Here is a 21,903-nt window from a genome sequence, read left to right on the forward strand (position 1 = left end):
CGGATCGGCGTGCGGGCGCCACAAGCTACCTGGAATGCGTCTTTCTATCTGCAAAGATAGCTTTCACTGATAATGGAAAGTATCTTATCATCGAGAGCTTGCGTCATCCGCGCGCAATAAAATATCTGATGTAGGTCAATGAGATAAACCCAGAAAGTCGCTAACATATCCTGGCACATGCCTTGCTAACCCCTATCCCGAGCAATTCATAAGCTTGTCAGGGGAGGTCCAATGGAATTCCAGGTGGGGAAGCATGATCTGACGCGGCACGGCCTGAATGAGGTCGATGCCGCGACGGTTGAACATTTTCTTGGCGCAACAGACGAGGCTGGTGCGATCGCCGTGCTGCTGTCGGCGGGCGATCCCAACCGCTTTCCGGAGGCGACCGACGTCGCTGTGGTGCTGCCGGAGCTGATCGCCGCATTCGGTGGCCGGCTGCGCGGTGCGGTCATCGCGCGCGGCGACGAGAGCGCGCTCGGCCAGCGTTTTGGCGTCCGCGTGCAGCCGACGCTGATCTTCGTCGCCAAGGGCGAGACACTGGGGCTGATCGCCAAGATCCAGGACTGGTCAGTCTATGTCGACCGCATCACCAAGCTGATCGACCGGCCGCGCGGGCAAAGCGCCGCGGTGGCCGTCACCATCGTGCCCCAGCACCGCACACAAGGTGTCGAGTTATGAAAGTCGGATTCTGGGATGCGCCCGAAGGCGCCGAGCAACCGGTCAGCGTGTTTCCGATCGGCGAAGAGAGTCTCAATGCATCGAAAGGAAGCCTCACGGCGGCCGGTGCGCTCGCCAAGCTTGCAACGCTCGACAGCGCGGAGCTTGCCAGGAGCTGCCCAAACGCGGTCGCGCTGCTCTCGCGGATCGCAGATGCGATCGCGGGCCAGAAAGCCGACGCGCCGTCGCAATTGTTCCGGCTCGCCAATCTCAACGATCTCGAGAGCAAGCTCATTGCCGATGTGCTCGGCGAAGGCGAGGTCGCCGGCGTCGTCGCGCTGCCGGATGGATCGCTGACGCAGATCCAGGAATCGGTGCTGGCAGGGATCTGGCGCGTGCGGCTCGAGACCGACGCCAACCACGAATACCTCGAGATCGGCGCCGTCCCGGAGATCGTCAAGCGCGCGGCCGCCGACCTGACATCCGCCGATTTCGAGATCGGACAGGTGCCTGAGGGTGCCATGAACGTGCTGCCGGTGCTCGCCGAGATCCGCGAGCGGGCGCTCGCGTGGCGGCCCGGCATCCGCTCGCAGATCATCAATTTCACGCTGTTGCCGATGAGTCCGGTCGACATGAGCTTTTTGCAGGACACGATCCGGAACGGACCGATCCAACTGGTGTCGCGCGGTTACGGCACCTGCCGGGTGCTGTCCACCGGCATCCGCAATGTCTGGTCCGTGCAGTTCTTCAACGCCATGGACACCATCATTCTCGATACGCTCGAAGTCGGCGGCGTGCCGACCGTTGCGCTGGCCGCGGACGAGGATTTCGAGGATTCCGCCGAGCGGCTCAAGGAAATCATCGAGGCCTATTTCAAATGAGCGCCTTCGAGAATTTTGGCGTGCGCCAGGACGTCACCGACGTCACGCGGCTGGAATGCGGCATCTGCTGGACCGTCTATGATCCGGCTGACGGTGACGATGTGGCGCAGATCGCGCCCGGCACGCCGTTCGCGGCGTTGCCGGAGGAGTGGCACTGCCCGAATTGCGACGCCCCGAAGTCCAAGTTCATGGCGATCGAATCATGACCGGGAGCGCGCCAAATCCGGACGCCGACGCCGTAGCATGGGGCGATCTCCTGGCCGGAAGCTATCGGGAGATCGGCGAGCGCGCCATGCGCGATCTGCCGATCTACAACGATGCGCTCGGCGTCGAAGCGGTCGGCTTCCGCGCCTTCAACGGCACGATCGTCGGCATCATGGTCACGCCCTGGTTCATGAACGTGGTGCTGCCGGCGAGCGCGGTGGCACAGGCCACCTCGGGCGCGACTGCGCGTATTCGTTTTCCCGCGGGCGATATCGAGTTCACCATCAGCGAGGTCGGGCAAATCGGCCGGATCGCGAGCTGCTCGCTGTTCTCGCCGATGTTCCAGTTCGCCGACATGGACACCGCGCGGGCGACGGCTGAAGCCGCGCTTGCCGAGCTGATGCTGCCGGCCGACAGCGAGGAGGCGGTTCGCCGCCGCGAGCCCGCGACAACCCCGATCGATCGGCGTAACTTCCTGCGGGGTACCCTGACGGAGCGGCGCGGATGAGCCTCTCGTTCCGCAACGAGATCGACATTACGGTGTGGCTCTCCGGCGCCACGATCGCCGACGTCGCGATCCAGCCGCGCAGCCGGCCGCCGCTGACGCGCCTGTTTGCGGGAAAGCCGGCGGCCTCGCTGCTCCCGGTGCTGCCGCGGCTGTTCTCGCTCTGCTCGGTTGCCCATCAGGTCGCATTCCTGTCGGCAGTGGAAGCTGCGCAAGGGCAGGAGGCGGCGCCCGCGACGGTGCGGCATCGCCTCACCGTGGTCGTCGCCGAACGGCTGACCGAATTGCTGCGCGGCCTCTTCGTCGGACGGCGCGCGCTCGACGGCACAAGCGCTGCGGCGGTGCGCGCAGTGATGCAGGCGAGTGCGCTCCTCGGCGGTCCGAGCGAGGCCGTGCCGCAGGCCCTGCGTCGCGATGCGGTCGCGCAGATCAGGACCGCGGTCGGCACGCTGGGGATCTCCGAAGACCATGCGCTTGCGTCGGGCAGCGCGCTCGCAGCTTCCGTCGAGGGATGCGATGGCAAGCTGGTGTCGCAGCCGGTGGCCGAGCCAACGTTCCTGACGGCGGCTAACGATCTCGATATCGTCGCGCGTCTGCTGGCGGACGGGGCGGCCTATTCCGATGCGCCGGACCTCTGCGGCCAGATTCCGGAAACCGGCGTCTGGGCACGCAGGGCGCACCGTGAAGAGATTTCAGCGACGGCGGCGGGCCCCGCCGCGCGCCTGAGGGCGCGCATTGCCGAGGTCGCGCAGCTCTGCACCTGGCTCGATCACGGCGACGCGGATCTCGAACACGGTATCGTGGCGAGCTATCGGCTCGGCGCCGGCAAGGGCGCGGCCGCGGTCGAATGCGCGCGCGGCCGGCTCCATCACGCCGTCGGACTCGACGACGAGGATCGCATCGTCAACTTCGAATTCCTGGCGCCGACCGAGTGGAACTTTCACGCCCGCGGTCCGCTGGTCCAAAGCCTCAAGGGCGCGACGCTCGCCGCGGGCCGACCGGGCCAGGATGCGGTTCGCGCGCTGGTCGGCTCCTTCGATCCCTGCGTCGGCTTCAGCGTGGATTTTCGCGAGGCCGGCCATGCATGAGATGGCGCTGTGCGAAGGCATCATCGGCATCGTCGAGGAGGAAGCGCGCAAGCGCGTCTTTGCAAAGGTGAACGTTGTCTGTCTCGAGATCGGTGCGCTCAGCCATGTCGCGCCGGAGGCCCTGAAATTCTGCTTCGAGGCCGTCGCCGCGCGGACCATCGCGCAAGGCGCCAAACTCGAGATCGTCGAGACGCCGGGCACGGCGTGGTGCATGGCCTGTTCCAAGAGCGTCGAGATCAAGCAGCGATACGAACCGTGTCCGTCCTGCGGCGGCTATCAATTGCAGGTGACGGGCGGCGAAGAGATGCGCGTGAGGGAATTGGAGGTCGACTGATGTGTACGGTCTGCGGCTGCAGCGACGGCAAGGCGTCCATCGAACATGCCCATGATCATCATCATGATCACGGGCATGACCACGATCATGGTCACGACGGGCATCATCACCACCACCACGGTCATGACCATGACCACCATCATCACCGCGATCACGCCCACGGCGACACCGGGCTGCTCGACTGCGGCGCCAATCCGGCCGGCCAGAAGATCGCCGGCATGAGCAGCGACCGCATCATCCAGGTCGAGCGCGACATCCTCGGCAAGAACGACAGGCTCGCCGCCGACAATCGCGCCCGCTTCCGCGCCGACGAGGTGCTTGCCTTCAACCTTGTCTCGAGCCCCGGCGCCGGCAAGACCTCGCTCTTGGTCCGTGCCGTCTCCGAGCTGAAGGACAGTTTTGCGATCGGCGTGATCGAAGGCGACCAGCAGACCTCCAACGATGCCGAGCGCATTCGCGCGACCGGCGTGCCGGCGATCCAGGTCAACACCGGCAAGGGCTGCCATCTCGATGCCGCCATGGTCGGCGAGGCCTATGACCGGCTGCCCTGGCTGAACGGCGGGCTGCTTTTCATCGAGAATGTCGGCAACCTCGTTTGCCCGGCAGCGTTCGATCTTGGCGAAGCCTGCAAGATCGTGGTGTTCTCGACCACCGAGGGCGAGGACAAGCCGCTGAAATATCCTGACATGTTCGCCGCCTCGTCCCTGATGCTGATCAACAAGATCGATCTCGCGCCCGTCCTTGATTTCGATCTGGCGAAGACGATCGAATATGCACGGCGGGTCAACCCGAAGATCGAGGTGCTGACGGTGTCGGCGCGCACCGGCGAAGGCTTTGCGGCGTTCTATGCCTGGATTCGCAGGCGGATGGAGGCGACGAGGCCGGCCGCGATGACGGCGGCGGAATGACGATGGGCGGCGAGGCTACAGCACTGGACGGACGGCGGCTGCGCCTGCATGTGCGTGGCGCGGTGCAGGGTGTCGGCTTTCGTCCCTATGTCTACGGCCTCGCCACGCGCTATCGCCTCGGCGGTTTCGTCGCCAACGATCCCCACGGCGTCATCATCGAGGTGGAAGGAGAGCGCGCGTCGGACTTCGTCGCGGCGCTGCCGCTCGAAAAGCCGCCGCTCGCCCGCATCGACGAGATCTCGGTGCACCCGGTCGGCGCCATGGCGAGCGAGGAGTTTTGCATCCGCGCCAGCAAGCAGGGCAGGGTATCGACGCGCATCGTCGCCGATGCCGCGACCTGTCCGGAATGCCTGCGTGAGCTGTTCGATCCCGCCAGCCGGTTTCATCGTTACCCCTTCGTCAACTGCACCCATTGCGGTCCGCGCTACACCATCGCCGAGCGGCTGCCCTACGATCGCCCCACCACCGCGATGAAGCGCTTCGCGATGTGCAAGGCCTGTGCGGACGACTATGCCGACCCCAGGAGCCGCCGTTTCCATGCCGAGGCGATTGCCTGCCCGCAATGCGGCCCAAGGCTCAGCCACGGAATCGAGGAGATTGCCGCCGCGATTGCCGCAGGCAAAATCGTCGCGATCAAGGGGCTCGGCGGCTACCAGCTCATCTGCGATGCCCGTGACGAAGCGGCCGTGCAGCGGCTGCGGCAGCGCAAGGAGCGCGACCAGAAGCCGTTTGCCGTGATGGTTGGCTCGGTGGACGCGGTCGCCGGCATCGCCGCTGCCGACGCTGCCGAGCTTGCCTTGCTCGAAACGTCGCCGCGGCCGATCGTGCTGATGACGTCCCGCCATAGGCTCGCGCCTGCGATTGCGCCGGGGCTGTCGCGGATCGGCATCATGCTGCCGGTCACCCCGCTTCATCACCTGATCTTCGAGGCGCTGAATTCGGTGCATAAGCGGGCCGGCGAAAGTTGGGCGACCGTCGCCACCAGCGCCAATCCCGGCGGCGAGCCGCTTCTGATCGACAATCGCGAGGCGGAGCTGCGCCTTGCCGGCATCGCCGATCTCATCGTCACCCATGACCGCGACATCGTCACGCGCGCCGACGATTCCGTGGCGGCGGTCGTCGCCGGGCGGACGCGGTTCATCCGCCGCGCCCGTGGTTACGTTCCCGAGCCGGTTCGTCTCGCACAGACCGTGCCGCCGATCCTGGCCGTCGGCGGCGCGCTGAAGTCGACCGTGACGGTCACGCGCGGCAACGAGGCCTTCGTCTCCCAGCATATCGGCGATCTCGACACCGCGGAAGGCGTCCGCTTCTTCGAGGAAACCGTCGGCCATCTGCTGTCGACGCTGGACGTCGAGCCGGTGGTTATCGTCCATGACTTGCACCCGAACATGGCATCGACCCGCTTCGCCGAAGCGAGCGGACGGCGGCTGATCGCGGTCCAGCACCATCATGCCCATGCCGCTTCCGTCCTGGCGGAGCATGGCCTCACGGGACCTGCGTTGGCGCTGGTGCTCGACGGCTTCGGCCAGGGTAGCGACGGCGGCAATTGGGGCGGCGAGCTCCTGCTGTGCCAGAGCGCGCAGTTCCGGCGGCTCGGACATCTGGCGCCGATGATGTTGCCGGGTGGCGATCGTGCCGCGCGCGAGCCGTGGCGCATGGCCGCAAGCGTGCTGCATGGCCTTCGCCGCAGCGATGCGATCGCAACCCGTTTCGCGGCGCAGCCGCAGGCCGCACGTCTCTGCGCCATGCTCGAACAGCCGGGCGTGCCGGTGACGACCAGCGCCGGCCGGCTGTTCGACGCAGCGGCGGGATTGCTCGGTCTCTGCCCGGTGCAGAGCTACGAGGGCGAAGCCGCGATGAAGCTGGAGGCGCATGTTCGCACGCCGCGCTCCATGAAAGACGGCTGGACGATCGAGGACGGGGTGCTGTCCCTGTTTCCGTTGCTTGCGCGGCTTGCGGCGGAGGGCATCGATCCAGTCGACGGGGCCGGGCTGTTCCATGGCACGCTTGCGGCTGCCTGCGTCGACTGGATCGGCCGCGCGGCGCGCGAGACCGGCATCACGACCGTCGCCTTGAGCGGCGGCTGCTTTCTCAACGCGATCCTCAGTTCCGAGATCGAGCGCGGCTGTATCGCGGCCGGTCTCTCGCCGCTGTTGCCGCGGCAAATGCCGCCCAATGACGGCGGTCTCAGCCTCGGGCAGGCCTGGATCGCCGCACTCAAACTCCTCGAACAGCAAGGCCAGGAAGGAACCGCCTGATGTGTCTCGCGATACCCGCTGAGGTCACAAAACTCCTGCCCGACGAGATGGCGATCGTCTCCATCGACGGCGTCAGCAAGGAAATTTCGGTCGCCCTGATCGAGGACCTCGCCGTCGGCGACTACGTGATCATCCATGTCGGTTACGCCCTGACCAAGATCGATCCGGAGGAGGCGAGGCGGACGCTCGAATTGTTGCGCGAGCTCAGCACCGAGGGACAGGGAGCCGCGTCATGAAATATGCCGATGAGTTTCGCGACAAGGAGATCGCGCTCGGGCTCGCCAAAGCGATCCGCGCGGAAGCCGATCCGCGAAAGCCCTATCGCTTCATGGAATTCTGCGGCGGCCATACCCACGCGATCTCGCGTTACGGTCTGGAGGACATGCTGCCTGCGAACGTACGGATGATTCACGGTCCCGGCTGTCCGGTCTGCGTGCTGCCGGCCGGACGCATCGACATGGCGATCCGGCTCGCGATGCGGCCCGACATCATCCTGTGCGTCTATGGCGACCTGATGCGCGTCCCGGGCTCGCAGGGCGCATCGCTCCTGAAGGCGAAGGCCCGTGGTGCCGACATCCGCATGGTCTATTCCACGATCGACGCGATCCGGATCGCCGAGGACAATCCCGGGCGCGAGGTGGTGTTCTTCGCCATCGGCTTCGAGACGACGACGCCGCCGACCGCGGTCATGATCCGATTGGCCGGGAAGAAGCAACTCGAAAACTTCAGCGTGTTCTGCAACCACGTGCTGACGCCGCCGGCGATGCAGAACATTCTGGAGAGCCCCGACATCCGCAACATCGGCCGCGTCGAGATCGACGGCTTTGTCGGACCCGCCCACGTCTCGACCATCATCGGTACCGCGCCTTACGAGTTCTTTGCCGAGGAGTTCGGCAAGCCTGTGGTGATCGCGGGCTTCGAGCCGCTCGACATGATGCAGGCGATCCTGATGCTGGTGCGGCAGGTCAACGAGCACAGGCATGAGGTCGAGAACCAGTACAGCCGCGCCGTGACCCGCGACGGCAATCTGCGCGCCAAGGAAGAGGTGTCCGACATCTTCGAGCTGCGCGATCAGTTCGAGTGGCGCGGGCTCGGGCAGGTGCCCTATAGCGGGTTGAAGCTGAAGCGCGCTTACGCGAAATACGACGCTGAGGTCCGCTTCGACATGAACGAGCTGCGCGTCGACGACAATCCGGCCTGCGAATGCGGCGCGATCCTGCGCGGTGTGAAGAAGCCGGTGGATTGCAAGCTGTTCGGCACCGTCTGCACACCGGAGACGCCGATGGGCTCCTGCATGGTCTCCTCCGAAGGCGCCTGCGCCGCGCACTGGACTTACGGCCGCTTCCGCGATCATCAGCAGAGGCGGGCGTCATGAAGGCCTATCAGCGCAAGCTCGACATCAGGAACGGCTGCGTCGACCTGTCCCACGGCTCGGGCGGCCGCGCCATGGCGCAGTTGATCTCCGGCCTGTTCCACGAAGCCTTCGGCAATGAATGGCTGGCGCGCGGCAACGACCAGTCGGCGTTCGACGTCCGCGCCGGGCGCATGGTGATGACGACCGACGGCTATGTGGTCTCGCCGCTGTTCTTTCCCGGCGGCAATATCGGCTCGCTCGCGGTGCACGGCACCGTCAACGACATCGCCATGGCCGGCGCGAAGCCGCTCTATCTCTCGGCGAGCTTCATCATCGAGGAGGGCTTTCGCTTCGCCGACCTCAAGCTGATCGCGGAGTCGATGGGGGCGGCGGCGCGCGAGGCCGACGTCCACATCATCACCGGTGACACCAAGGTGGTCGAGCGCGGCAAGGCCGACGGCCTGTTCATTTCGACCGCGGGCGTCGGCGTCGTGCCTGACGGGCTCGATCTGTCGGCCGAGAAGGCCCGCGTCGGCGATCGCGTCCTGATCTCCGGCACGCTCGGCGACCACGGCGTCGCCATCATGTCCAAGCGGCAGAATCTCGCTTTTGAGACCGAGATCGTCTCGGACTCGGCGTCGCTGCACGATCTCGTCGCCAGGATGGTGCAGGCCGGCGGTCGTGGCATCCGCCTGATGCGCGATCCCACGCGCGGCGGGCTTGCCGCGACGCTGAACGAGATCGCCCAGCAGTCCAACCTCGGCTTCCATCTCCTCGAGGAGGCGATCCCGGTGAAGCCGGGCGTGGCTGCGGCCTGCGAGCTGCTTGGACTTGATCCGCTCCACGTCGCCAATGAGGGCAAGCTGGTCGCGATCGTCGCGCCGGAGGCCGCCGGAGCGGTGCTGGCCGCGATGCGGGCGCATCCGCTCGGCCGCGACGCCGCCGACATTGGCGAGGCCGTTGCCGACGATCATCATTTCGTGCAGATGGCGACGAGCTTCGGCGGCGGTCGAATCGTCGATTGGCTGTCGGGCGAGCAACTGCCGAGAATCTGTTGAGGCTTCGAGATGCGCATCCTGCTGTTATCGCATTCCTTCAACAGCCTGACGCAGCGGCTCCATGTCGAGTTGCGCGAGCGCGGCCACGAGGTTTCGGTCGAGCTGGACATCCACGCCGACGTCACGCGCGAGAGCGTGGCGCTGCATCGGCCGGACCTGGTGATCGCGCCGTTCCTGAAGCGCGCGATCCCCGACGACGTCTGGCGGAGTGTGCGCTGCCTGGTCGTCCATCCCGGGCCGCCCGGCGACCGCGGTCCGGCCGCGCTCGACTGGGCGGTTCTGGAAGGCGTCGCCGAGTGGGGCGTCACGGTGCTGCAGGCGGATGGCGAGTTCGATGCCGGTCCGGTCTGGGCGTTCCGCAGCTTCCCGATGCGGCGCGCGGCCAAGTCCAGCATCTACCGCAACGAGCTAACCTCCTGCGCGGTCGCGGCCGTGCTCGAAGCGGTCGCTGCGATCGAAGCCGGACAGGCAGCCCCGCAGCCGATGCAGGTGGGCGACCCGCGCATTCGCGTGCGCGGACCTTGCCGTCAGGCGGACCGGACGATCGACTGGCAGCACGACAGCACCGCGACCGTGCTGCGCAAGATCAACAGCGCCGATGGCATGCCGGGCCTCGTCGATAGCCTGTTCTTCCAGGAGGTCAGGCTGTTCGATGCGCACGAAGCGCACGATATCTCCGGCGTGCCCGGCACCGTCATCGCGCAATGCGAGGGCGCGCTGGCGCGTGCCACGGTCGATGGCGCGGTCTGGATCGGCCATGTCAGGCGACTCGCGCCGAAGAGCCTGAAGCTGCCGGCTGCGAAAGTCTTCGCCGCGGAGGCGGCGTATTTGCCGCACCGGCCTGGCTGCGGCTACGCCCCGATCCGGTATCGCGAGCATGGCGAAGTCGGCGAGCTCGCGTTCTCCTTCTACAACGGCGCCATGGCGACCGGCGACTGCGAAGCCTTGCTCGGCGCCTATCGCGCGGCGCTGGAACGCCCGACCAGGGTGTTGCTGCTGACCGGCGGCCCCGACTATTGGTCGAACGGCATCCATCTTGCCGGGATCGAAGCGGCCGAAAGCGCCGCGGACGAGTCCTGGCGCAACATCAATGCGATCGACGATCTCGCCCGCGCGATCATCGAGACCACCGATCGCCTGGTCGTCTCGGTCATTCGCGGCAATGCGGGTGCGGGCGGCGTGTTCCTGAGTCTTGCCGCCGACGAGGTCTGGGCGAGCGACCAGGTCATCCTCAATCCGCATTACAAGGACATGGGCAATCTCTACGGCTCGGAATACTGGACCTATCTGCTGCCGCGCCGTGCGGGGGCCGCGAACGCAACCCGGATCACGCAATGCCGGCTCCCGATGGGCGTGGCGGAAGCCCGGCGCCTCGCCATCGTCGACCGCGTGCTGTCGGGCGAGGCGCTCGCCGACGCAAGCCTCGTGCGGAGCGGCGCGGCCATGGCGTCGGATGCCGGCTTTGCCGCGCGCCTTGCCGCCAAGCAGCAGCGGCGAGCCGCCGATGAGGCCGAAAAGCCTCTGCAATCCTACCGCGACGAGGAGCTGCGGCGGATGAAGCTGAATTTCTACGGCTTCGATCCGAGCTATCATGTCGCGCGCTACAATTTCATCCATAAGGTACCGAAGTCGCGCACGCCGCTGACCATCGCAGGTCACCGTATCAGGCGTGCGCCAGGTCGGCCTGTCGGCATGGCGGTGTCATCGTGAGCATTCAGGGAACTATTCTCGTCGTCGACGACGAGGTCCGCTCGCAGGAAGCGTTGCGGCGCGTGCTCAGGGAGGATTTCGAGGTGCTCTGCGTCGGCAACGCGACCGATGCGGAGAAGCTGCTGGAGGGCGAGATCGTCCACGCGATCCTCTGCGACCAGCGGATGCCGCACGAATCCGGCGTGAGCTTCCTGAAGCGCGTCCGCGAGCTCTGGCCGGATCCGGTGCGGATGATCATTTCCGGCTATTCGGAGTCCGAGGACATCATCGCGGGACTGAACGAGGCCGGCATCTATCAATACATCACCAAACCCTGGCAGCCGGACCAGCTGGTCGAAACCGTCAAGGAGGCGGTTCAGCTCTATCGGCTGCAGAAGGAGACCGAGACCGCCGGCGTCGACGTCAAGGCGACCTCCGGGCACATCAAGAAGGTCGTCTCGGTCAAGCGCGGGGTGGCCAAGCAGCTCTACGATTTCGACCGCATCGTGCATTCGACGGAAAGCCCGATGCACGCCGTGATCGAGCTCGGCAGGCGCGCCGCCGACTACGATATCTCGGTTCTGATCACCGGCGAGTCCGGCACCGGCAAGGAGCTTCTGGCTCGCGCGATCCATTACGGCTCGGCGCGGGCCAACAGGGCGTTCGTGGTCGAGAACTGCGGCGCGCTGCCGGACGAGCTCCTGGAAAGCGAGCTGTTCGGTTGCAAGAAGGGCGCCTTCACCGGCGCCTACCAGGATCGCATCGGCCTGTTCGAGGTCGCCGATGGCGGCACGATCTTCCTCGACGAGATCGGCGAGACCTCGCCGGCGTTCCAGGTCAAGCTGCTGCGTGTGCTGCAGGAGAGCGAGATCCGGCCGCTCGGCGCGCAGCGCGTGCGCAAGGTCGACGTTCGCGTGGTGGCGGCGACCAATCGCGACCTGGAGGCGGAGGTCGAGGCCGGCCGCTTCCGGCGCGACCTGTACTACCGCCTCGCCGCATTCCCGGTGCACATGCCGGCGCTGCGCGAGCGCCCGATGGACATCCCGCTGATTGCGGAGGGCGTGCTGTCGGCGGTCAAGAGTTCCTTCAACCGGCCGAATCTGCGCTTCGCGCGTTCGGCGCTGGAGGAATTCGGCAAATATCACTGGCCGGGCAACGTCCGCGAGCTCCAGAACGAGATCCAGCGCATGGCCGTGCTCGCCGACCGGGACGAGCTGGCCGCACCGCCGCTGCTCGGCCGCCGCAACGGGAAGCGATCCGCGCCGCTGCCGGCCCACGGCAGGCTGAACGGATCGGCCTCGCTGAAAGACAAGGTGGAGGATCTCGAGAAGTCGGTTATCATGAACTGCCTGGAGAGGAACGACGGAAACATCAGTCGTGTCGCCAGCGAGCTGGGTCTCTCACGGGTAGGGCTCAGGAACAAGCTGTCCAGGTATGATCTGAGAAAAAATGCCAAAGGCGACGCATTCTCCTGAAGCGAGCGAGGCGGATTCGCTGCTCAAGCTGGTCACCAGCGGCGGCGCGATCGAGTTCGACCGCGAGCGCGAAGGCGCCTGGATCGAAGTCATCCGCAAGATGGACGAGGTCTATTCGGACCTGTTGCGCTACGAGGTCGACCTCGAGCACAAGAACGCGGAGCTCGAGGAGGCGCAGGCCTTCGTCACCAACGTCATCGAATCCGTCTCGGACATCCTGATCGTCTGCGACGCCAGGGGGATGGTGCAGCAGGTCAATTCCGCGTTCCAGCATGCGCTCGGCCGCAGCGTCGGGGACGTGGTCGGCAGGAACATCGCCGACGTCATCGATGCCGCCGACGGTGCCAAGCTGGTGCCGCTATTGAAGCCGCGCGGCACGCCCGACGTCGTCGACGGTGAATTGAGGTTCGCGACGGACGGCGGCAGCACCGATCTGTTCGCGATCAACAGCTCGCCGCGCCACGATCATCGCGGCCGCTTCATCGGCGTGGTGCTGACGGGGCGGCCGATCGGCGAGCTGCGCCGCGCCTATGAGGCGCTGCACAAGGCCCATCAGGAATTGCAGCGCGCCCAGCGGCAGCTGGTCGAGCAGGAGAAGATGGCGAGCCTCGGCCGTCTCGTCGCCGGCGTCGCGCACGAATTGAACAATCCGATCAGCTTCGTTTACGGCAACATTCACACCTTGATCCGCTACCGCGCGGCCATCGTCGCCTATCTCGACGCGATCCACGGCAAGGGCCGGGCGAGCGACCTCGCCGCACTGAAGAAGAGCCTGCGCATCGACGAGGTCATGGAGGATTTCGGCCCGCTGATCGAGGGCACGATGGAGGGGGCGGTCCGGATCAGCGAGATCGTGAAGAATCTGCGCCGGCTCTCCTTCAGCAAGCTCGGCGAGGTCGAGCGCGTCAATATCGAGCGTTTGATCAACACCGCTGTGCTGTGGGCCGTCCGCACCAAGCAGGTGCGCATCGACCTGCAGATGGAGCTCGAGCCGGAACTCTGGATCTCCGGCAACGAGGGACAGTTGCACCAGGTCATCGTCAATCTCGTCGAGAACGCGATCGACGCGATGCGCGACACCGAATTGCCGCGGCTGGTCGTCTCGGCGGCGCGCAAGGGCAACGAGATCCTGTTCCGGATTTCGGACAACGGTCCGGGAATCGACAAGGACCACATCAGCCACATCTTCGAGCCGTTCTTCACGACCAAGCGGGTCGGCGAGGGCACCGGACTCGGCCTCTGGATCAGTTACGGCATTGTGCGCGAGCACGGCGGCGAGCTTCTGGCCGCGAATGAGCCGGACGGCGGCGCGACGTTCTCTTTTGCTTTGCCGGCTGCGTAAACACTTCTCTCGTCCGCTTGACCACCGGCGGCTCAAGCTTCTCAATCATTGCGGCAATCTCAGGATCGAGAAGACCTTTTCGACCATAGCGGCCGCGGACATCGCTGGCGTGCCCGAGAATGCGGTCGCGCGTGCGCTGCGCGATTGCTGTCGCGAAGAAGAGACGCAAAGTCACTTGCAAGCTATCTCCAACTCGTCCGCGTCGCGGAGCATTTCATCTTTGTCGCTCGCCTTCGAGCTAACGAACTTCATGTTCACCCGAGGCGGCACAGCGAAATCCACGTCTAGGTAGGCCGTTCCCAAACGCATAGTGCTCTGAATGCGCTTTGCTGTTGTGGCGCTCGTGATCAGCGCGGAAACCAGCACGCCGCCGCTTGCTGCCTTTGCCGCGATTGCATTCACTTTTTGAACGTCGGGGTTGCCAGTCGATTTCAGTCGCAACCGGGCTTTGGGTGGCAGACCCCAGGTGATTTTGAATGTGGTGACCTCATAACCCATCTGTTCGAGGACAGGCAGCGCGTCGCCGACTTGCTGAATGAACGTATTGAACTCCGTCATGACTTTGCCGGTCGCATCGGAAAGGTCTGGTAAGGAGAGGTCAGGCATCGACGGAAGGGATACGGACGGCATTGAAGGCATGGCTGGTATCATGTCACGCGCCGACTTGGTTATTCCGTCGATCCGGCTGGGAGCGGGCGTTTCCTCACACCGGGCGCTGCAAGTGGCGATGGCTAACAAGACGAGTATCAATATTGCTCTCATCTGAAATTTCCTTGGCTAATCGTTCGCAGACACTATAGAAATATCTACAGTTTTAGGGGCAATCATGTTCGATGCAATCACAGAGGGCATCAGAAAATGGCTGGTCGGCCGTTTTGCTTCGGCCATCAAGCATACGACGCGCGCGGAAGATCGGGTGCTCGCCGTACAATGGCTCAGCGAGTCGCGCGCTATCGTTGCCAGTGATCTGCGACCTGTCGAAAAATTCAAGGAGCTGAATACACTGATCAGTTCTCGAACGGCCATTGTTGCGATTGCGAAGAGTGTTTCTGAAGCCGTTTCAAACTACCGGAAATCCGACCTTCCGTTGTCGATGAAGATCGCTCTGCCCGCGACGTTAGCTGCCATTCCGTTAGTCGGCGGACATGCAGCCGGTATCGCAGCGTTTGGCGGTGCTCTTGGGGTCCCAGTACTATTGCTGATTTTTCTCGGCACGGCGGGCATCACATCGATAATCGAAGCCGTCATTACAAACCCTGAGGTGCGGCCTCATGTCGCCGAGATCATAGAGGTCATCATCCAAGACGAACGGCTGCGCCGCACTAGTGCGCGAATGAAGGCTGCGATGAAGGAGCAGCCGATGGACCCAACTCGGTTCGCCGTGCCGGTTGAGGAGTTGGCTCTTCGGAAGCATCTGCTTGGCATGGACCCCTTCCAGTTCGAGCGCCACACTATGAGCTTCTTCGAAGCCGCCGGCCTTGAGGCATGGGCGACGCGAAAATCGAACGACTTCGGTGCCGACGGCTTTGCCGTTCATCCTGATGGATTGATGGTCATACAATGCAAGCGACATTCGGCTGACAATAAGGTCGGACGGCCCACTGTCCAGCAATTCAAGGGCGTCATTGAAGAACAAGGCGCTTTTCGGGGCTACATCGTCACCACAGCCGCGTTCACTGAGGAGGCTACGGAATCGGCGAGGCTGTCCGATAGGATAGAGCTGGTCGATATGGACGCCCTGGTGCGGTGGCACACCGAAGCGCCGACCTTCTAGTGGCGTTTGAGGAGTACGACTAGAGCGCCGCGAATCCTGATTTTGTCGCGTTTACTTTGGCTGCCGCTAGCCAAATCCTGTCCTGTTTCGCCACCCCGTCAACCCCTCCCCGCAAAAATATTCCACTTTGCCGAAATTCGGATTTGTCGTATGTGTCGCCCATCCCGGCTCATCCTTGAGGGGCGATCTTGTGTCGTCACGTTTTCGCGAGCCGGGCTTGCGGTGGACGCGGCAGCGTCGGGTGCGAGAAGCGTGGGCAGGGCGGATTGCTCTCCGTGAGCCCAAAACTTCGTGCCGGATGAGCGGCGCTGCCAGGTTCGTCTCGCCCGTAAGTTTCCGGCTCCGTCGACAGGGCCGGGAAAACTGCGGCGAAATGGCGGGCCGTGCGTACGGCAAAACCGTGTGGTCCTGGCCGTCGTTGCTACGGTCAAGCTCTTGCGGATGCGGCATTCGCGTCAACCGGCGTGGTGTCGGCGACTTTCGCGAGAGTGAGGGAGGCCAGAGGGAAAGTTCGGCTCCCGGGAGAGCACGGCATAAGCCGTCCAACCACTGCGCAGGGAAGGCCGAGTGATTGGCTACACCTGTATGCTGCTGTGCGGTTCTTCCTGCGTGTGCTTTTCGCGCAGCGGACCGCGGGTGCCAGCCGGCACCCGGCCTTCCCTGCGCCCTCTTGGCTTAGAGGGTGGAGCGACGGAGCAAAGCTCGGGCGACATGCGCCGCGAGAACGGAAAGGCGTGTCCGCTGTTTGACAGGTCACGCATCCTGCGGCGCGGCTGCGCCGGCGATGCGTCGCCGGGCCGGCAGGAAAAGCCCCGCAATCGCGCCGGCCAACGACAGCGTTGCGGCGAGGCTCATCGCCGCAGCAAATCCGCTCTCGAAATGCGCGGCCGAGTAGGCCCCGCCGTTGGCCGAGAAGGTCGCCACCAGCGCAGCGATGCCGAACATGCCGCCGAGGAAGCGGCCCATGTTGAAGACGCCGGACGCCTTGCCCATCTCGGCCACCGTGACCGAACTCAGGATGGCGTTCTGCGCCGCCGGCATCGCCATCGAGACGCCAACGCCGGCCAGCACCAGCGGCGCGACCAGGGCGGAGTAGGGAAGCGCGGGATTCACGATCTCGGCGATCCAGCCAAGGCCGATCGCCTGCATCAGCAATCCCGTCACCACCAGCGGCCGCTCGCCGAACCTGTTGACGACCGCGCCGGCGATCGGCGCGGTGACGAACAGCGTCGCTGTCCAGGGCAGCAGGCGAAGTCCGGCGCCGAAGGCATCGAAGCCCAGCGTGGTCTGCAGGAACTGCGGCAGCAGGAACACCACGCCATACATCGCGGCGTAGAACAGGACGCTTGCCGACATGCCGGAGGCGAGGGCACGCGATGCAAACAGCCGCATCGGCACCATCGGCGCGGCCGCGCGCAACTCCCACAGCACGAAGCCGGCCGCGAACACCAGGCCCGACGTCAGCGCGCCCATGACCTCGGCGCTCGCCCACCCCACAGCGTTGCCGCGCAACAGGCTCCAGACCAGTGCGAGCGCCGCAAGCGCCACGAGCGACAGTCCGGGGATGTCCAACGCGGCGGCCGGTCCGAAGCTTTCGCGCAACCGTGCCAGCACCAGGGCGATCGCGATCAGGCCGATCGGCAGATTGATCCAGAACACCCAGCGCCAGCCGAGGTGCTCGGTGATGAAGCCGCCGATGGCGGGGCCAATGATCAGCGCGCATCCGGTGATGCTGCTGAAAATGCCGAGCGCGCGGGCGCGCTCCTCGCGGCCGAACGTGCCGCTCAGGATCGCCATTGCGAGCGGCATCACCAGCGCGGCGCCGGCGCCCTGCAGCGCGCGGGCGGCGATCAGCGCGTTGGCGTTGCCGGCGAGCGCGCAGGCCGCCGATGCAACGACGAACAGGGCGATCCCGGCCGCGAACATGCGGCGGCGCCCGAAGCGGTCGCCGAGTGCGGCGCCGGTCAGGAGCAGCACTGCGAAGGTCAGGTTGAAGGCGTTGACGGTCCATTGCAGCGTCTCGACCCGGCTGCCGAATTCAGCGCGGATGGCCGCGAATGCCGTCGTGATGACCATGGCGTCCAGCGCCATCATGAAGGATGCCAGCGCGGTGACGCCAAGCACCCAGTTCTGCTCGGCGGGATTGGTCGGGATCTGCATCGCCCTCTCTCCGTGTGCTGCGCCACCCTGTCGCGGCGCGTTCTGCGGGCTAGACGAGGCCGGAGGGGCAAAGGATGCGCCCAAAAAAAATCTTTCCCGGGCCGCATCCTTCGGCTGCCGGCAAACGTCCTAGGGGTGAGGCGGCCGCGAGCCAGGTCGCGACACGAAAAAGGAGCGCGCGATGAGAAGGACGTTGATCAGGTACAAGACCAAGCCGGAGCTGGCCGACCGGAACGCCGAGCTGGTTGCGGCGGTGTTTGCGGAGTTGAAGGCGGAGAGCCCAGACGGCGTGCGCTATCTGACGCTGCGGCTGGAGGACGACACCTTCATCCATTTTGTCGAGGCCGCGGCCGAGGACGGCTCGAGCCCGATCCCGAAGCTTAGGGCGTTTCAGGCGTTCCAGGACGGCATCCGCGACCGCTGCGCGGAGCCGCCGCTGGTTCGTGACGTGAGGATCGTCGGCAACTATCGTATGCTGGACGAGTCCTGAGCAGGCGAGGCGGAGGAACAATGGCGCCACACCCCCTGGCCACCATCGATATCGAGGCCCTGCTGGCGGGGATGCGGCCGAAGCTGCATCGCTACTGCGCGCGCATGGTCGGCTCGGTCATCGACGGTGAGGACGTGCTGCAGGACGCGCTGATCAAGGCGATGGAAGCGCTGCAATCGGTCACGCCCGCCGTCAATCCGGAGGGCTGGCTGTTTCGCATCGCGCACAACACCGCGCTGGATTTCCTGCGCCGCCGCAACCGGCAGGAGGCGCTGCATTCGGCTGAGGAGGTGGAGATGATTGCCGACCAGCTCGATGATTTGGAAAGCCGCCAGATCGCTGCCACCAGCCTGCGCACCTTCATGCGGCTGCCGGTGGCGCAGCGGTCCAGCGTGATCCTGATGGACGTGCTCGGCTGCTCGCTGGCCGAAGTCTGCGACATCATGGATTTCAGCCTGCCGGCGGTGAAGGCCGCGCTGCATCGCGGGCGCACGCGGCTGCGTGAGTTTGCCGAGCAGCCCGACGATGTGCCGCAGCCGGGCCTGTCGGACGCCGACCGCACGCGGCTCAACGCCTATGTCGGCCACTTCAATGCCCGCGACTTCGACGCCATCCGCGAAATGATCGCCGATGACGTCAGGCTCGAGCTCGTCAACCGCACCAGGCTGAAAGGCAAGGCCGAGGTGTCGCGCTATTTCGGCAATTATTCGAAGATCAGCGACTGGCACCTGGTGACGGGGCAGGTCGACGGACGTCCCGCGATCCTGGTGTTCGATCCCAATGAGCCGAACGGGCGGCCGAAATACTTCATGCTGCTGAACTGGTCCGCCGACAAGCTCGCCGTCATCAGGGATTTTCGTCACGCGGCGTACGTCATCGATGCCGCCGAGTGCGTGGTGGATAGAGGGTGAGCGGATCAGCGTGCGCAGCGACCCTTCGCCGTACTTGAACGGAAAGAAAGTCGCATTCACCCTCGTCCGGAGGGCAATGATGCGGTTGAGACAGCGCGCGCGTGAAGCCAGCTTCTCACCTCAACTCCGATACCAACTCCCCAGATTCCACGTCGTGACGTCCCAGCCCGAGATGTCGGTCATGAGGCTGTTGACGGCGCCGCCGACGATGTTGCGCGACAGCAGCGGCACGAGCACGTTGGCTTCGCAGAAGATCTCGTTGACCTTGATCAGCAGCGCGGCGCGCTTGACCGGATCGAGCTCGCTTTGCGCGGCCTTGTAGGCCTTGTCGGCCTCGGGATCGGACCAGCGCGAGACGTTGCGGCCGAGCCATTTGTTCTCCTTGGTCGAAATCTCCCACGACACGCACTGGTTCAAGAACCGCTCCGGGTCGGGCTGCGGCTGCGTCGTGTTGTACATCTCCATGTCGCAATAGAGCTTCGAATAGGTGTCGGGGTTGCCGACATCGGACGAGAAGAATACCGATGCCGTGACCGACTTGATCTCGATGTCGATCCCGGCCTTCTGGCAGGCCTGCTTGATGATGGCCTGCGTCTTCTGCCGCGGGGCGTTGATCGAGGTCTGGAAGACGTATTTGAGCTTCTTGCCGTCCTTCTCGCGAATGCCGTCAGCGCCCATCTTCCAGCCGGCCTCGTCGAGGATCTTGTTCGCCTTGTCGACGTTGAACTCGTATTTCAGCTTGCTCGACTTGAACTGGCTGGGCTGGTTGACGAAGCTCGCCGTCGCGACGGCGGCGCGGCCGTAGATGAATTTCTGGATTGCCTCGCGATCGACCAGCAGGTTGAACGCCCGGCGAACGGCCGGATCGGACAGCGTTGGGTGCTTGGTCTTGGCGTTCGAACGCTCGCCGTCGACCTCGGTCCACGGGTCCGTCGTGTTGAGGACGATGAACTCGACGCCGCCGGAGAGCGTGAACTCCACCTTGCCTTTGCCGCTGGCCTCCATGCGCTTGAGGACTTCGTCCTCCACCAGCAGGTTCCAGGCATAGTCGTATTCGCCGGTCTGCAGCACGGCGCGCGCGGCAGAGACCGCATCGCCGCCGCCCTTGACCTCGAGCGTGTCGAAATGCGGCTGGTTCCTGACGTGATAATCGGGGTTGCGCTCGGCCAGGATCAAATCGCCCGGCTTGAACTCGACGAATTTGTACGGGCCGGTGCCGACCGGCTTCAGATTGCCCGGTGCGTCGCGCGACTTCGCGCCGGCATAGTCGCCGAAATGATGTTTCGGCAGGATCTGGCCGACCGCGCCGACGAAGGGGTCGGCCCAGAACGGGGTCGGAGCCTTGAAGATGACCTTGACGGTGTGGTCGTCGATCTTCTCGACCTTGATGTTCTGGTAGGACCCCGTGGTGTACGCCGCGGTCGCGAGGTCCGCTGCGTATTGCCAGGTGAAGACGACGTCGTCGGCGGTGAAGGGCTTGCCGTCATGCCACCGCACGCCCTGCTTCAGCTTCCAGGTCACGCTGGTGCCATCCGGCGAGAGGCCGCCGTTCGCCTTGGTCGGAACCTCCGCAGCGAGGCAGGGGATGAGGTTGCCCTCCCTGTCCCAGCCGGCGAGCGGCTCGAAGAAGATGCGCGAGGCGACCTGGTCCTTGGTGCCGAGCGCGAAATGCGGATTGAGCAAGGTGGGGGCCTGCCAGATCAGGATCTTCAGCGGGCCGCCGCCGCCGGCCTTGGTCGGCTTGTATGGCAAGGTGGCATCCGCCATCGCCACGTCGTTCCAGAGCAGAATCTGGCTTGCAACGGGCGCCGCGATCCCGACCGCGGCCATTGTCCGGATGAACGAGCGCCGCGACAGCGTGCCGTCCTTCACCTCCGCGATGGCCTTGCGGATTTCGTTCTCGTTCATCGGATGAGCTCCACCTTCGCGCAGAAAAGTCGTCACCGGCGACCCATCATGTTGCATCGCGGGCAAGGCGGCAATGCCGACAAGGCGGGGAACCCCTGCGGCGAAATGGCGAAGGTGTGTATGGCGCGGTCGTGCCGTCGCGACGATGCATCGCGCCCAGCCGGGCGGGGCATCGTCAATTCGCCTTCGCTAGTCGCTCCGCACATAGCGCCAGAGCAGGTCGGCGATTTCGAGCCGCCGCTGTGCCTTGGCCTTCTGCGAGGACATGTCGGTTGCGAATTGCGCCTCGAACGTATGCCGGTTCGCGACCGAGAAGAAGCAGAGCGCGTTCAGCGACATGTGCAGTTCGATCGGATCGATGCCGGGTCTGATCGCGCCGGCGCGAACGCCCCGGTCCAGCACCGCGGCGATCTGGCTGACAATCGGCCGCGTCATCTCCTTGAGCTTCTTGCTGCCCCGGATGTGCCGTCCGCGATGGATGTTCTCGATCGTGACCAGCCGGACATATTCCGGGTTGGCCTGGTCGAAATCGAAGGTGAACTCGGCCAGCCTGCGAATCGCGGCCTCCGGCGCGAGCGCTTCGAGGTGAAGATCCTGCTCGGCGACGCGCATCTTGGCGTAGGCCATCTCGAGCACGGCCGTGAACAGCTCTTCCTTGGATTTGAAGTAGTAGAAAATCAGCCGCTTGGTGATGTTGGCGCGCGCGGCGATGGCATCGGTATTGCCGCCGGCGAGGCCGTTCTCGGCGAATTCCGCGAACGCGATCTCCAGGATCTCGCGCTTGGTGCGCTCCCGGTCGCGCCGCCGCACCGGCGGCTGCTTCGCGTCCTCCGCGACGGGCTTTTCCTTGGGTCTCATCCGGCGGTTCGGTCCTCTGCATCCGGCCAGGCCTGCTTGCCCCACCCTC

The 21,903-nt window shown here is 65.0% G+C and carries 21 protein-coding genes; 17 read left to right on the forward strand and 4 right to left on the reverse strand.

The genetic code is table 11. From position 1 onward, the window contains the following. The first annotated feature begins 231 nt into the window (after positions 1-231). From AAFG50_RS09755 to AAFG50_RS09820, 14 genes are read left to right on the forward strand one after another with little or no spacing between them, the layout of a single operon-like run. The gene (locus AAFG50_RS09755; RefSeq protein ID WP_028174196.1) at positions 232-678 is read left to right on the forward strand and encodes a hydrogenase expression/formation protein HupG; all 447 of its coding nucleotides are present in this window, start codon (positions 232-234) and stop codon (positions 676-678) included. Then, a complete protein-coding gene (locus AAFG50_RS09760; RefSeq protein ID WP_028174197.1) occupies positions 675-1,538 on the forward strand; it encodes a hydrogenase expression/formation protein in 864 nt (287 codons plus the stop codon). Before AAFG50_RS09755 ends, AAFG50_RS09760 begins: the two co-directional genes overlap by 4 nt. Further along, the gene (locus tag AAFG50_RS09765) at positions 1,535-1,744 is read left to right on the forward strand and encodes a rubredoxin (RefSeq protein ID WP_011089673.1); all 210 of its coding nucleotides are present in this window, start codon (positions 1,535-1,537) and stop codon (positions 1,742-1,744) included. Before AAFG50_RS09760 ends, AAFG50_RS09765 begins: the two co-directional genes overlap by 4 nt. Then, a complete protein-coding gene (gene hybE, locus AAFG50_RS09770) occupies positions 1,741-2,250 on the forward strand; it encodes a [NiFe]-hydrogenase assembly chaperone HybE (RefSeq protein WP_028174198.1) in 510 nt (169 codons plus the stop codon). Before AAFG50_RS09765 ends, hybE begins: the two co-directional genes overlap by 4 nt. Beyond that, a complete protein-coding gene (locus tag AAFG50_RS09775) occupies positions 2,247-3,335 on the forward strand; it encodes a nickel-dependent hydrogenase large subunit (RefSeq protein ID WP_028174199.1) in 1,089 nt (362 codons plus the stop codon). The genes hybE and AAFG50_RS09775 overlap by 4 nt, the downstream gene beginning before the upstream one ends. After that, positions 3,328-3,669: a hydrogenase maturation nickel metallochaperone HypA gene (hypA, locus tag AAFG50_RS09780; RefSeq protein ID WP_028174200.1), complete on the forward strand. Its 342-nt coding sequence runs from the start codon at positions 3,328-3,330 to the stop codon at positions 3,667-3,669. The genes AAFG50_RS09775 and hypA overlap by 8 nt, the downstream gene beginning before the upstream one ends. After that, positions 3,669-4,577 carry a hydrogenase nickel incorporation protein HypB gene (gene hypB, locus AAFG50_RS09785; RefSeq protein WP_028174201.1) on the forward strand — a complete coding sequence of 303 codons (909 nt, stop codon included), beginning with the start codon at positions 3,669-3,671 and terminating at the stop codon, positions 4,575-4,577. The genes hypA and hypB overlap by 1 nt, the downstream gene beginning before the upstream one ends. Further along, positions 4,574-6,835, forward strand: a complete 2,262-nt coding sequence (gene hypF, locus AAFG50_RS09790; RefSeq protein ID WP_028174202.1) for a carbamoyltransferase HypF — start codon at positions 4,574-4,576, stop codon at positions 6,833-6,835. The genes hypB and hypF overlap by 4 nt, the downstream gene beginning before the upstream one ends. Further along, positions 6,835-7,071, forward strand: a complete 237-nt coding sequence (locus tag AAFG50_RS09795; RefSeq protein ID WP_011089667.1) for a HypC/HybG/HupF family hydrogenase formation chaperone — start codon at positions 6,835-6,837, stop codon at positions 7,069-7,071. The genes hypF and AAFG50_RS09795 overlap by 1 nt, the downstream gene beginning before the upstream one ends. Continuing rightward, positions 7,068-8,210: a hydrogenase formation protein HypD gene (gene hypD / locus AAFG50_RS09800; protein ID WP_028174203.1), complete on the forward strand. Its 1,143-nt coding sequence runs from the start codon at positions 7,068-7,070 to the stop codon at positions 8,208-8,210. The genes AAFG50_RS09795 and hypD overlap by 4 nt, the downstream gene beginning before the upstream one ends. Next, positions 8,207-9,247, forward strand: a complete 1,041-nt coding sequence (gene hypE, locus AAFG50_RS09805) for a hydrogenase expression/formation protein HypE (protein ID WP_011089665.1) — start codon at positions 8,207-8,209, stop codon at positions 9,245-9,247. Before hypD ends, hypE begins: the two co-directional genes overlap by 4 nt. A 9-nt stretch (positions 9,248-9,256) precedes the next feature. Further along, positions 9,257-10,957: a hydrogenase maturation protein gene (locus AAFG50_RS09810; RefSeq protein ID WP_028174204.1), complete on the forward strand. Its 1,701-nt coding sequence runs from the start codon at positions 9,257-9,259 to the stop codon at positions 10,955-10,957. Next, positions 10,954-12,411 (forward strand): sigma-54 dependent transcriptional regulator, encoded by a 1,458-nt coding sequence (locus AAFG50_RS09815; protein ID WP_011089663.1) that lies wholly within the window; start codon positions 10,954-10,956, stop codon positions 12,409-12,411. Before AAFG50_RS09810 ends, AAFG50_RS09815 begins: the two co-directional genes overlap by 4 nt. Continuing rightward, on the forward strand, positions 12,386-13,753 hold the full coding sequence (locus AAFG50_RS09820) for an ATP-binding protein (RefSeq protein ID WP_011089662.1): 1,368 nt from the start codon (positions 12,386-12,388) through the stop codon (positions 13,751-13,753). The genes AAFG50_RS09815 and AAFG50_RS09820 overlap by 26 nt, the downstream gene beginning before the upstream one ends. 171 nt (positions 13,754-13,924) lie before the next feature. Here the strand turns inward: AAFG50_RS09820 and AAFG50_RS09825 are convergent, their stop codons facing one another. After that, complete coding sequence (locus AAFG50_RS09825) at positions 13,925-14,515, reverse strand: hypothetical protein (protein ID WP_028174205.1); 591 nt, start codon at positions 14,513-14,515, stop codon at positions 13,925-13,927. A gap of 64 nt (positions 14,516-14,579) precedes the next feature. Between AAFG50_RS09825 and AAFG50_RS09830 the strand changes: the two genes are divergently transcribed. Continuing rightward, positions 14,580-15,527 (forward strand): restriction endonuclease, encoded by a 948-nt coding sequence (locus tag AAFG50_RS09830; RefSeq protein ID WP_039183911.1) that lies wholly within the window; start codon positions 14,580-14,582, stop codon positions 15,525-15,527. 753 nt (positions 15,528-16,280) lie between these two features. Here AAFG50_RS09830 and AAFG50_RS09835 read toward each other — a convergent pair. Beyond that, the gene (locus AAFG50_RS09835; protein WP_028174207.1) at positions 16,281-17,687 is read right to left on the reverse strand and encodes a DHA2 family efflux MFS transporter permease subunit; all 1,407 of its coding nucleotides are present in this window, start codon (positions 17,685-17,687) and stop codon (positions 16,281-16,283) included. Between the two features lie 181 nt (positions 17,688-17,868). Here AAFG50_RS09835 and AAFG50_RS09840 point away from each other — a divergent pair, with 181 nt between their 5' ends. Together AAFG50_RS09840 and AAFG50_RS09845 are read left to right on the forward strand one after the other, a co-directional pair. After that, positions 17,869-18,177 carry a hypothetical protein gene (locus AAFG50_RS09840; RefSeq protein ID WP_011089658.1) on the forward strand — a complete coding sequence of 103 codons (309 nt, stop codon included), beginning with the start codon at positions 17,869-17,871 and terminating at the stop codon, positions 18,175-18,177. Between the two features lie 20 nt (positions 18,178-18,197). Further along, a complete protein-coding gene (locus AAFG50_RS09845) occupies positions 18,198-19,088 on the forward strand; it encodes a sigma-70 family RNA polymerase sigma factor (RefSeq protein WP_028174208.1) in 891 nt (296 codons plus the stop codon). A 120-nt stretch (positions 19,089-19,208) separates the two neighbouring features. Here AAFG50_RS09845 and AAFG50_RS09850 read toward each other — a convergent pair whose 3' ends face one another. Both AAFG50_RS09850 and AAFG50_RS09855 read right to left on the reverse strand, forming a co-directional pair. Further along, positions 19,209-20,996, reverse strand: a complete 1,788-nt coding sequence (locus AAFG50_RS09850; protein WP_028174209.1) for a peptide ABC transporter substrate-binding protein — start codon at positions 20,994-20,996, stop codon at positions 19,209-19,211. A gap of 189 nt (positions 20,997-21,185) precedes the next feature. Then, positions 21,186-21,854 (reverse strand): TetR/AcrR family transcriptional regulator, encoded by a 669-nt coding sequence (locus AAFG50_RS09855; protein WP_028174210.1) that lies wholly within the window; start codon positions 21,852-21,854, stop codon positions 21,186-21,188. Positions 21,855-21,903 lie beyond the last annotated feature (49 nt).

The sequence above is a fragment of the Bradyrhizobium sp. B039 genome (assembly GCF_038965675.1).
Classification (GTDB): domain Bacteria; phylum Pseudomonadota; class Alphaproteobacteria; order Rhizobiales; family Xanthobacteraceae; genus Bradyrhizobium; species Bradyrhizobium diazoefficiens.

Excerpts from the sequence above, each read along its gene's own strand:
- AAFG50_RS09755 (WP_028174196.1), top strand. The coding sequence starts at position 232 with ATGGAATTCCAGGTGGGGAAGCATGATCTGACGCGGCACGGCCTGAAT.
- AAFG50_RS09760 (WP_028174197.1), top strand. The coding sequence starts at position 675 with ATGAAAGTCGGATTCTGGGATGCGCCCGAAGGCGCCGAGCAACCGGTC.
- AAFG50_RS09765 (WP_011089673.1), top strand. The coding sequence starts at position 1,535 with ATGAGCGCCTTCGAGAATTTTGGCGTGCGCCAGGACGTCACCGACGTC.
- hybE (WP_028174198.1), top strand. The coding sequence starts at position 1,741 with ATGACCGGGAGCGCGCCAAATCCGGACGCCGACGCCGTAGCATGGGGC.
- AAFG50_RS09775 (WP_028174199.1), top strand. The coding sequence starts at position 2,247 with ATGAGCCTCTCGTTCCGCAACGAGATCGACATTACGGTGTGGCTCTCC.
- hypA (WP_028174200.1), top strand. The coding sequence starts at position 3,328 with ATGCATGAGATGGCGCTGTGCGAAGGCATCATCGGCATCGTCGAGGAG.
- hypB (WP_028174201.1), top strand. The coding sequence starts at position 3,669 with ATGTGTACGGTCTGCGGCTGCAGCGACGGCAAGGCGTCCATCGAACAT.
- hypF (WP_028174202.1), top strand. The coding sequence starts at position 4,574 with ATGACGATGGGCGGCGAGGCTACAGCACTGGACGGACGGCGGCTGCGC.
- AAFG50_RS09795 (WP_011089667.1), top strand. The coding sequence starts at position 6,835 with ATGTGTCTCGCGATACCCGCTGAGGTCACAAAACTCCTGCCCGACGAG.
- hypD (WP_028174203.1), top strand. The coding sequence starts at position 7,068 with ATGAAATATGCCGATGAGTTTCGCGACAAGGAGATCGCGCTCGGGCTC.
- hypE (WP_011089665.1), top strand. The coding sequence starts at position 8,207 with ATGAAGGCCTATCAGCGCAAGCTCGACATCAGGAACGGCTGCGTCGAC.
- AAFG50_RS09810 (WP_028174204.1), top strand. The coding sequence starts at position 9,257 with ATGCGCATCCTGCTGTTATCGCATTCCTTCAACAGCCTGACGCAGCGG.
- AAFG50_RS09820 (WP_011089662.1), top strand. The coding sequence starts at position 12,386 with ATGCCAAAGGCGACGCATTCTCCTGAAGCGAGCGAGGCGGATTCGCTG.
- AAFG50_RS09825 (WP_028174205.1), bottom strand. The coding sequence starts at position 14,515 with ATGAGAGCAATATTGATACTCGTCTTGTTAGCCATCGCCACTTGCAGC.
- AAFG50_RS09830 (WP_039183911.1), top strand. The coding sequence starts at position 14,580 with ATGTTCGATGCAATCACAGAGGGCATCAGAAAATGGCTGGTCGGCCGT.
- AAFG50_RS09835 (WP_028174207.1), bottom strand. The coding sequence starts at position 17,687 with ATGCAGATCCCGACCAATCCCGCCGAGCAGAACTGGGTGCTTGGCGTC.
- AAFG50_RS09840 (WP_011089658.1), top strand. The coding sequence starts at position 17,869 with ATGAGAAGGACGTTGATCAGGTACAAGACCAAGCCGGAGCTGGCCGAC.
- AAFG50_RS09845 (WP_028174208.1), top strand. The coding sequence starts at position 18,198 with ATGGCGCCACACCCCCTGGCCACCATCGATATCGAGGCCCTGCTGGCG.
- AAFG50_RS09850 (WP_028174209.1), bottom strand. The coding sequence starts at position 20,996 with ATGAACGAGAACGAAATCCGCAAGGCCATCGCGGAGGTGAAGGACGGC.
- AAFG50_RS09855 (WP_028174210.1), bottom strand. The coding sequence starts at position 21,854 with ATGAGACCCAAGGAAAAGCCCGTCGCGGAGGACGCGAAGCAGCCGCCG.